This window comes from Megasphaera geminata F0357 (assembly GCF_000239275.1).
GTDB lineage: Bacteria > Bacillota > Negativicutes > Veillonellales > Megasphaeraceae > Megasphaera > Megasphaera geminata.
The window spans coordinates 65,996-73,986 of the sequence record NZ_JH417615.1 but is presented as its reverse complement, the minus strand read 5'-3'; the positions used below and the strand labels follow the sequence as shown (position 1 = coordinate 73,986).

Genomic DNA, 7,991 nt, shown 5'->3' with positions numbered 1-7,991 from the left:
CGGCCGCCTCTTTTACGGCTGCCGCTTCACGGGCTGCCGCGCCGATGATAGCTTCCGATTCGGCGACTCTGGTATTGCTTGCGATAACGGCGTTGTTCGATTCGATTTTAGCCGCTGCAGCTGTCTCCGCGGCATACGTCGACGCATTCACCGACTCGGACACGACAGCGGCGCTTTTTTCCGCTTCAAGATTGACGGCCACAAACGCCCGCGTCATCTCCGTGCGAATCCGCTCTGCCGCCTGCGCCGACTCCAGCCCGATTTGCGTAAATTTTTCAGCCATAAAGACTTGCGCTTCTTCGGCGGATAAGTTCTGCTGATTAGCCGTCTTTATTGCTTCCCGGCGCATTTGCGCGTACATTCTGTCGCTGTCGGCAATGGCCTTGTTGATACGCCGCTCCTGCGCTTTCGACAGCGCCTGCTGCTGTGCGTCGTCAACCGTCGGGGCGCCGGCTGTGCGCACTGTGTCCATTACCCGACCGACAGTATTCGCTGCCGCCTTGGCCAGTTTCAGTGCTTCGTACGCCGCTACAAGCTTCGTGATAGTCACGATAGTCGTGCCGATAGCTTCTTTATTCTCTTTGATAAAGGTGGCCGTTGTCGAGAGCCCACTCATAACCTGCGGCAGAATCTCCATAACCAGCGGGGCCAATGACGCCCCCGCAACGGTCTTGAGTTTACCAAATTGCAGATTAACTTCCTGCATCTGCATATACGCTTCGTGCATCTCTTTCGGGTCAAGCCCGACGCCTTTTATCTTTGCGGCTCTGCCGGCAGCATCTTCGTAATTGAGTAAGGTCTTCGTGAGCGCAAGCCCTCGCGTACCGAGTGTGGCCATTAAAAATTCTTGTCCTTGACCTGCCTCGTTTGCCGCTTTATACCCTTTGGCCAAAGCTGCCAGCTGCTCATTCATCGGCTTCATCCGCCCCGACGCGTCCGTCAAGGATAATCCCATCTGCGATAATACCGACGCGGCTTTTCTGCCGTCCGCAGTATTATTTGCGATGTTCTTATCAAGACGCATGATCGCCTTTGCCGCCGTATCGACATCGCCGCCGGTCATCTTCATAACCGCCGATAACTTCGCCGCTTCTGCCGTGGTCAGGTTAAATCGCTGCTGCACTTGATACAACGACTCTCCCGCATTAACCGCGCTGTCGATAATAGCGTTTAGCCCAAAACCCGCGGCCGCTATGCCCGCGAATTTGGTAAACGTGCTGAGCATTGCGTTTACTTTACCCGTGGCTGTGTCAATGCTTCCGGAAAACTCGTTTATCGGGTTCGTCGAAAATGTTTTCTGTATTTCCTGTTTGGATTTGTTCAGTTCGGACGACAGCCCGCTGCCGTCTGCGCCTATCTTGATTAATAAGTCTGCTACTGTGGCCAAGTGCCGCCCTCCTTACATCCCAAATGCTTTTAATAATTCTGCCCTGTCCTCTTCCGGGTCTGGTTTTACGTCCGGATATAACGGTGCGAGAATATCCGCCGGCGTAAGCGTCGTATCTTTGCCCAAATGCGGCCGTAACTGCCAATACGTAAAGTACGCCTGCGCGACATCGTTATCGCGTTTTCGTTGCAGGTACCCTTGCACCATGGCATTAAACTCACGAATTTGCAGATCTTCAAATTCATAAGGCTTTAATGTCAACATGCCATAGGCAACAGGCTCCGCGTTTTCGATCCATTCTTCTATCGATCCGACGACTATCGTTCCTCTTTCGACGTCGTCGGTTCTGCGTTTTTTTCGGCACCTGCCTGATGGAATTTTATCTTGTTATAAATGCCAGTATCAAACACAAGCTGAATAACAAAGCCCCCGATATGATCCATCGTTTGGCCCTCTACGGCACAATATTCATCCAGCATATCATACAGTTCGTCGTCGGAACGATGGCCGTACTTGTCGTCGTGGATGGCAAACCGGAGTGTGGCCATCACTAAATCAAGACTGATATTCTTTGTCATATTAGCGACAACCGCAAGAGACCCCGCATCGAAGATGGACAGCAAGGACTGCCCGATTTCCCGTTCAATCATGCGCATGTCTTTAATTGTCAGATATGCCTCATATTCTTTATCGCCGACTGTGAGTGTCCGCGTTGTTTTCATAATCAAATCTCCTCTCATAGTGAAAAAGAGCGGCCAAGCGACCGCTCTTTCGTTCCTCACTTTACGCTGTTAACTTCAACTTAAATGTCAGCCTGATATCTGCCGTAATCGTAATAGTAATCATGTTGTCGCCCATGATAAGATGATCTTTCACTGCGCCGGCCTTCAAAAGCTTCAGTGCGCCCTGACTGTATGTGTAGTCAACTTCCTGCGCAAGCTTCGTGCCGTCGGCCATAACAACCGTCCTGATATTGGCTTCGGGCGGTGTAATGGTAACCGCCACGTCCGCCGGCGCCGCTTTGGAGAACGTGCCGCTTGCCGTGCCGAGGGTCGGTTTTGCGGAGAGCTTCTGAATGTCAGAAATAGCGCCCTTACCTTCAAACGTGACTTTCAACGTTGATACCCCGCTGTAGCTGTGATCTTCATCAAGTGCCGTTACGGACGCCCACCCCGTGCGGTAAGAGCCGTCCGGGTATTCCTGCCGGATAAATACAGGTTTACGTTCATTAAAGCGGTTTTCCAATATGTCAACCGCTTCGTCGTTCATTACGTACAGCCCTTCGTATGACATCGTCCAGTTGAGCATACCGGGGAGCTTATCCCCGTAGCTGCCGCTGTCTTTTGATGTCGCGTCGATGGACTCCGCTTTACGGGACAGCGGGTTGTTACGCTGCCCGCCAAGCAAAAGCCACGTCGGCGCTTTATCGAGAGCGATATAAATCAGTGTGTATTTACCCGCAACGGCCGTTGTATTTTCATCCATTACAGGAAGATTTTTAATCTTATCTTCAGTTAATGCCATGTGTGTTATTCCTCCTTAGCTCAATTCCTGCTGCAGTACCCACTCTACAGACAATACACCGTGATATGCGCTTGTTTTGTCTGCATACAACTCTTGATAGGCTTGATACTGCGCAATAGCCGCAGTACCGATTTGCGTATACCCCTCAAGCGTCAATGAGTACTTTGTGAGTAGATGTACTATATCATCCAATATTTCGTTTACTTCTTTCTTACCTTTGCTGCGCGTCCAGACGTGTACTTGCTGAAGATCACCGTGTGATATATCGTCGTTTTGTTCTCATTCACGGGCGAACCGTGGAACTCTCCGAGAACGACATACGGCATTTGTTCCGCACCTGTCGGCACCGTATCATATACCGGTGTTGTCTGTCCGTTCGATAAGAGCGTGTACACGTTCTGCTGCACCGCGTTAAATGGTATCCTACTTATCACGCGTGATAGCCTCCTTTATTGCAGATTCTATCGTAGGCCGAACGTAATCAATGGCCGGCCGCATAAACGGATGCGCTGCGCGCTGTGGGATAACGGCTTTCGCCATGAACCAGCCTTCGGCGCCCGGAGCTAACGCTTTTTTACGTGTCGGTAAGACAACAGCGCCGGCAGCCCCATACTCTATGAGATGCGCAATTTTGTTATTTGTGTACACCTTGGCCGCTGTCATCTTATCCGAGTTTAAAAACTCAAGATGTATTTGACTTGCAAGCTTGCCCGTATCTTTCGGCACAAGCTCAACCGCCCGCTGCTGTACTTCCGCAGCTTTCTCGCGCACAACGTCGCGGATACGATTACGCGTAAGCTCGTCAAACTTCGTCAAGTCTGCTGTCGCACGAAACGTAACATCATCCAGATTAGCCTTGATGTACATAAGCGCCACCCCTTATCCGTGATGCTCAACTGCCGTACACGTCAAAACGAGTACATCCCTGCGTTCGCTATACTCAATGTGTATGATGCGGTACATCGTGTGCCTGTATTCCACGCGCCAGTCAAGCGCGACGTCATCACGGTACCGGATCGTAACCCCTTGTGTGATACCGGCTACCGGGCCGCCGCCTGCCTGACCGTCCCAAAAACGAGGTTTCAAGACTTGCGCCCAGACAGTATCGACGTATTTCATTTGTTCATCATATCCGCCCTGCCCATCTGGTACGGTAATCGGGCTATACAACTCGACACGCGACCGGAACTCTGAAACCGTAGTCATGCTATCCACCTACTTTTTATGCGACTTGCTCGACTTCGGCTTTGCCTCGACAGGTTCAGGTTCGACTACTTCATCTTCTGGTTCTTCTGGTTCTTCTGTTTCGACATTTTCCGCTTTGCCGATTACTTCCACATATCCAAAGTCGATATGCGTCTGCAAATCTTCTTGCGTACCTTCCACGACGTCATCAATGCCGCGGAACTCGTTGTTGTATACGCAAGACTCAATTACCTTTGCCCTCATTACGTGCTCCTTTCCGCTTCAATCTGCAACAACTGTGCGGTTACGGTAAATGGCAGCTCTGCTGTGCTTCCAACAAGCCCCCGGTTATCGTACCAGTGCGCCACTATCATTTTAAGAGTCAAGACGTGGCGGGCGTCCGTATCCGTAAACGTAACGCCCGTACCTGTCTTGATAAACTCTTTCGCCGCGTCAATAAGGCTCTGAATGACGTCATCTTCATCGTAGCCGTCGACGCGCAAATACAGTTTTACGTCATTCAGTGTCATGTCGGGCTCTCCTTATGCGAGTTTCAACTCGCCGTATACAACGGCCTGATCGTCAAACTTCTGCACGTCAAAACGCGTAACCGCTTTGATGTCATAGCTGTCACGTTTCCATGCATTGCCGCCAACGCTGGTACCGACAAGAGACGTTGCTTGACGGTCAAAGAGGATAACCGCATCTTTGAAGCTGCCGATAAGTACAGGTGCTTTCTTGTCTGATGCCGCCACTGCCGTCGGCAGTACTTTGTTTGATACTACTGTTACGGGCTTACCGGACAGTAATTTCTGCGTCGGGTCCAAAGGGTTCGGCTGCAACAGATAATCGCCGTCCTTGTCTTTGAGCTTGTCGAGATAATTAAATCCGTCCTGATTGGTAAGCACGGACGCCAGCAGCGAAATGGCCGGGTCAAGAGTAACGTTAAGCACGTCTTTCACGGAATCAAGGTCAGCGAGCGGCGTTTTTGTGAGCGCCTTCAAAACCGTCAAGATCTGTGCGTTTTCCGTCACGACGGACTTCTTCGCAAGCCAGCGATATACGTAATTCAGCAGGTCCTGATCCGTATCAGCAAGCAGCTCTTCGGACATCGGCAAGATGCCGGCATACTTTTTGATGATGTATTTAACCAGCGTGAACTTCGGTGCGTCGGTTTCTGCGATATTCGCCATTTCGGCTACCGCGTCAAACGCCGTGATATCTGCTGCTTTCTCCATAACGCGGGTACCGGACATCGTATTGACGTTTTCAACACTGACGAGCGCAGACAACGGGTTGAGCGTACGCTTTAATTCGTTGATTTTCGTCTGCGCGTCAACGGGGACAATAAAACCGCCCTGTTCGTTCGTACCTTCGCGCAGATCGCCTGTGGCGTTCCGCACGAGCAGCCGTTTTGCCTCTTTACGCTCCGCTTCGTTCAAGGCGCTGGCGCGGTTGCGGAGAAGCTGTGCCAGTACGTGCGTTGTATCGACATCTTCCGGTGCAGAGCTTTGTGTGCCTTGTGCTGCCGGGGGCGGTGCAACAGACAAGTCCTGCACTTCCTGCAACAGGTCGAACTCCCGTTTCAATCCGCGCAGTTCGTCTGTCACCGCTTCTGCGTCATCAAGACGGTTTTCTTTCAGTAAATCCTGAATACGCGTTTGTTTTTCCGCCATCTTCTGGCGCAATTCTCTTTCTCTTTCTGTCATTGATTGATTCCTCCTTATTTCAATAACTCCAATTCAATGGCAAGCCGACGCTTGCGGTTTTCTAGCTCTTCCGCGCCTTCCGTCGCGGCGTCTGCGGTTTTCGCCGCCCGTACGGCAGCCGGCATGGCCTTGAAATTCATACTCTTGCTACAAGCGACCAGCCGCGCGTCTGACTCTTCAACGGTAATGTCGAACATCTCCGCAGCTTCTGCCGCTGTGTACCACGTTTCCGCTTCCACGGCGTCATGGATTGCTTTAGGCGTCACGCCCTCACGGGCTCGTTCCAGGTACGCCTGCTCGATACCTTCCTGTACCGTATCAAGCATTGTAGCCACCCGCAGCATGTCGTCGGCGTCCCCCAGTGCCATGGCGCTCGGCTTATGGATCATCAGGAATGTGTTGCTCGGCATCCGTCGTTCATCGCACGCCATGAAGATGACACTTGCAATAGACGCCGCCCACCCGTCCACGACGCCAACGGTATGCCCGTCGTGCCGTTTGATCATGTTCGCAATGGTAATGCCGGCCGGGACGCTACCACCGTCGCTGTTGATGTAAATCGTAAGGTCTTTACCCTTCAAGCTTTCAAGCTTCTCCCGTACATCAACCGGAAGCACGTACCCGGCGAAAGTCTCGCCGTCGTAATCCGACATCCACGCTTTCCAGTCGTCGTCAAGGACGTCACCGTGGATATACACATCTGCGGACTTTGCAGACTCGTTGCGAACATCAAAACACGTTAACTTCTTCTTCATTCTCCCCCCTCACCTCCTTTCGTGGGCTCCTGCTGCCCGATGTTATCCAGTGTCGTATAGTTGAGCGACACGAAGTGTTTATCACCACCGGGGCCGATACCGTCCATTTCTTCCATCTCACGGATCTCGTTGATAGTGTAAATGCCGTTGTTAATCATATCCCGGTAATACTGCGCCCGGGCCGCGCTGTCCCCGCGCAGCTCGGCAGCCGCGTTAAACTTGACATAAAAAGAAGCCCTCTCCGTTGCGGTAAAGAGCTTGTGGTTAATCTCCTGTTCCCATTGCGTGAATATCGGCAGTAACGTTGTCTTGATATAGTCAAGTCCCATCGCTTCGGCGTTCGCGTATGTCGCTCGGTCAAGCTGTGCAAGCTTATGCGGCGGTACGCGATACACTTTAGCGACTTCTGTTATACCGAATTTCTGTGTATCAAGGAATTGCGCCTGATCAAGCTGCATACCGAGCTGATGAAAGTCCAGCCCGACATCAAGAACGGCGATTTTTCCCGCATTATCACTGCCGCTATTCAACTTCTGCCACTCTTCCCGGACACGCTGCTTTGCCTCGCGGTTAAGCTTTGTCGCTGTTTTCAATACCCCACTTGATAGTGTGCCGTTGCGATAAAAGTCACTGATAAACGCCTTCGTTGCGTTTTGGCTGTCAAGCTCGTCAACGAGTGTCTTCCACGGCGCTACCCCGATAATACCGTCCCTTGTGAACGCTTTGAAATGCAGCACGTCTTCCGGAGCGAGGTCGTACATCTTACCTTGAGCGTTCTGTGTCTTATACCGCAGTTGCCCAGTTGACGTGTCCAGCTGTACCGTCGTTCGTACAGGGTCGAGTGGCCAGAGTGCCGCAGGGTATCCATCGGCGGCCCATTCAATATACGCAATCCCGTTGCCGTATATACCGATATGGCCCTGTATGGTCTGCTTGAACACAAATGCTGACATAAACGGGTTCGGCCGCTCATACAAGAGCCGGGCAACGGGATGCTGCATGCCGATGTTTTTCTTCTGCTTGTTAAACGTATGTATCGGCTGGGTACCGATATCATCAGCGAGTATGGAAACGCAGGCAGCTACGTTCGAATTTTTCGCCGCCTTCTCCGGGGTAATTGTTTCACCGCCGCCCAGCGCGTCGATTAACCACTGCGCCGGGTTAACCAGTGTCCCACTGTCGCCGCCCGTGAACAGTTGCCCTCCGCCGCCGCAATTGCGGATCCAGTTACGAACGAACATACTCATCTGCTCCTTTACTCTTGCCGTTGGACAGTGTGTAGCTTATAAGATACGCCCCTGATAAGCACTCAACGGCCGCCGTATATAAAGCAGACCATACAGGGCTCACATACGAGCCCGCAATAACCAGCAGCACGAATCCGGCAATCAGTAATATGTCATCGATATACCCTTTGATTATTTTCATAAC

14 protein-coding genes are annotated in these 7,991 nt (G+C 51.8%); all 14 read right to left on the bottom strand.

The window, feature by feature from the left end:
• Positions 1-1,387 (bottom strand): hypothetical protein (locus HMPREF0080_RS10090; RefSeq protein ID WP_006791018.1); only part of this gene is annotated, 1,387 nt, incomplete at its 3' end.
• Between the two features lie 12 nt (positions 1,388-1,399).
• Entirely contained in the window at positions 1,400-1,651 is a 252-nt protein-coding gene (locus HMPREF0080_RS08330; RefSeq protein WP_006791017.1) for a hypothetical protein, read from the bottom strand.
• Between the two features lie 53 nt (positions 1,652-1,704).
• Positions 1,705-2,109: a hypothetical protein gene (locus tag HMPREF0080_RS08325; RefSeq protein WP_040347587.1), complete on the bottom strand. Its 405-nt coding sequence runs from the start codon at positions 2,107-2,109 to the stop codon at positions 1,705-1,707.
• A 61-nt stretch (positions 2,110-2,170) separates the two neighbouring features.
• Complete coding sequence (locus HMPREF0080_RS09295) at positions 2,171-2,911, bottom strand: phage tail tube protein (protein WP_006791015.1); 741 nt, start codon at positions 2,909-2,911, stop codon at positions 2,171-2,173.
• A 15-nt stretch (positions 2,912-2,926) separates the two neighbouring features.
• Complete coding sequence (locus HMPREF0080_RS11790; RefSeq protein ID WP_006791014.1) at positions 2,927-3,103, bottom strand: hypothetical protein; 177 nt, start codon at positions 3,101-3,103, stop codon at positions 2,927-2,929.
• An 8-nt stretch (positions 3,104-3,111) separates the two neighbouring features.
• The gene (locus tag HMPREF0080_RS08315) at positions 3,112-3,345 is read right to left on the bottom strand and encodes a hypothetical protein (protein ID WP_006791013.1); all 234 of its coding nucleotides are present in this window, start codon (positions 3,343-3,345) and stop codon (positions 3,112-3,114) included.
• Positions 3,335-3,778, bottom strand: a complete 444-nt coding sequence (locus tag HMPREF0080_RS08310; protein WP_006791012.1) for an HK97 gp10 family phage protein — start codon at positions 3,776-3,778, stop codon at positions 3,335-3,337. The genes HMPREF0080_RS08315 and HMPREF0080_RS08310 overlap by 11 nt, the downstream gene beginning before the upstream one ends.
• A gap of 12 nt (positions 3,779-3,790) precedes the next feature.
• On the bottom strand, positions 3,791-4,117 hold the full coding sequence (locus tag HMPREF0080_RS08305; protein WP_071777909.1) for a phage head closure protein: 327 nt from the start codon (positions 4,115-4,117) through the stop codon (positions 3,791-3,793).
• A gap of 9 nt (positions 4,118-4,126) precedes the next feature.
• Positions 4,127-4,360 (bottom strand): hypothetical protein, encoded by a 234-nt coding sequence (locus HMPREF0080_RS08300; RefSeq protein WP_006791010.1) that lies wholly within the window; start codon positions 4,358-4,360, stop codon positions 4,127-4,129.
• Positions 4,360-4,626 carry a head-tail connector protein gene (locus tag HMPREF0080_RS08295; RefSeq protein WP_006791009.1) on the bottom strand — a complete coding sequence of 89 codons (267 nt, stop codon included), beginning with the start codon at positions 4,624-4,626 and terminating at the stop codon, positions 4,360-4,362. The genes HMPREF0080_RS08300 and HMPREF0080_RS08295 overlap by 1 nt, the downstream gene beginning before the upstream one ends.
• Positions 4,627-4,638: 12 nt before the next feature.
• The gene (locus HMPREF0080_RS08290; RefSeq protein ID WP_006791008.1) at positions 4,639-5,805 is read right to left on the bottom strand and encodes a phage major capsid protein; all 1,167 of its coding nucleotides are present in this window, start codon (positions 5,803-5,805) and stop codon (positions 4,639-4,641) included.
• 14 nt (positions 5,806-5,819) lie between these two features.
• Entirely contained in the window at positions 5,820-6,560 is a 741-nt protein-coding gene (locus HMPREF0080_RS08285) for a head maturation protease, ClpP-related (RefSeq protein WP_006791007.1), read from the bottom strand.
• Positions 6,557-7,801, bottom strand: a complete 1,245-nt coding sequence (locus HMPREF0080_RS08280) for a phage portal protein (protein ID WP_006791006.1) — start codon at positions 7,799-7,801, stop codon at positions 6,557-6,559. Before HMPREF0080_RS08280 ends, HMPREF0080_RS08285 begins: the two co-directional genes overlap by 4 nt.
• Positions 7,788-7,988 (bottom strand): hypothetical protein, encoded by a 201-nt coding sequence (locus HMPREF0080_RS08275; RefSeq protein WP_006791005.1) that lies wholly within the window; start codon positions 7,986-7,988, stop codon positions 7,788-7,790. The genes HMPREF0080_RS08280 and HMPREF0080_RS08275 overlap by 14 nt, the downstream gene beginning before the upstream one ends.
• Positions 7,989-7,991 lie beyond the last annotated feature (3 nt).

Excerpts from the sequence above, each read along its gene's own strand:
- HMPREF0080_RS08300 (WP_006791010.1), bottom strand. The coding sequence starts at position 4,360 with ATGAGGGCAAAGGTAATTGAGTCTTGCGTATACAACAACGAGTTCCGC.
- HMPREF0080_RS08330 (WP_006791017.1), bottom strand. The coding sequence starts at position 1,651 with ATGTTGACATTAAAGCCTTATGAATTTGAAGATCTGCAAATTCGTGAG.
- HMPREF0080_RS08310 (WP_006791012.1), bottom strand. The coding sequence starts at position 3,778 with ATGTACATCAAGGCTAATCTGGATGATGTTACGTTTCGTGCGACAGCA.
- HMPREF0080_RS09295 (WP_006791015.1), bottom strand. The coding sequence starts at position 2,911 with ATGGCATTAACTGAAGATAAGATTAAAAATCTTCCTGTAATGGATGAA.
- HMPREF0080_RS08290 (WP_006791008.1), bottom strand. The coding sequence starts at position 5,805 with ATGACAGAAAGAGAAAGAGAATTGCGCCAGAAGATGGCGGAAAAACAA.
- HMPREF0080_RS08325 (WP_040347587.1), bottom strand. The coding sequence starts at position 2,109 with ATGAAAACAACGCGGACACTCACAGTCGGCGATAAAGAATATGAGGCA.
- HMPREF0080_RS08295 (WP_006791009.1), bottom strand. The coding sequence starts at position 4,626 with ATGACACTGAATGACGTAAAACTGTATTTGCGCGTCGACGGCTACGAT.
- HMPREF0080_RS08305 (WP_071777909.1), bottom strand. The coding sequence starts at position 4,117 with ATGACTACGGTTTCAGAGTTCCGGTCGCGTGTCGAGTTGTATAGCCCG.
- HMPREF0080_RS08285 (WP_006791007.1), bottom strand. The coding sequence starts at position 6,560 with ATGAAGAAGAAGTTAACGTGTTTTGATGTTCGCAACGAGTCTGCAAAG.
- HMPREF0080_RS08275 (WP_006791005.1), bottom strand. The coding sequence starts at position 7,988 with ATGAAAATAATCAAAGGGTATATCGATGACATATTACTGATTGCCGGA.
- HMPREF0080_RS08280 (WP_006791006.1), bottom strand. The coding sequence starts at position 7,801 with ATGTTCGTTCGTAACTGGATCCGCAATTGCGGCGGCGGAGGGCAACTG.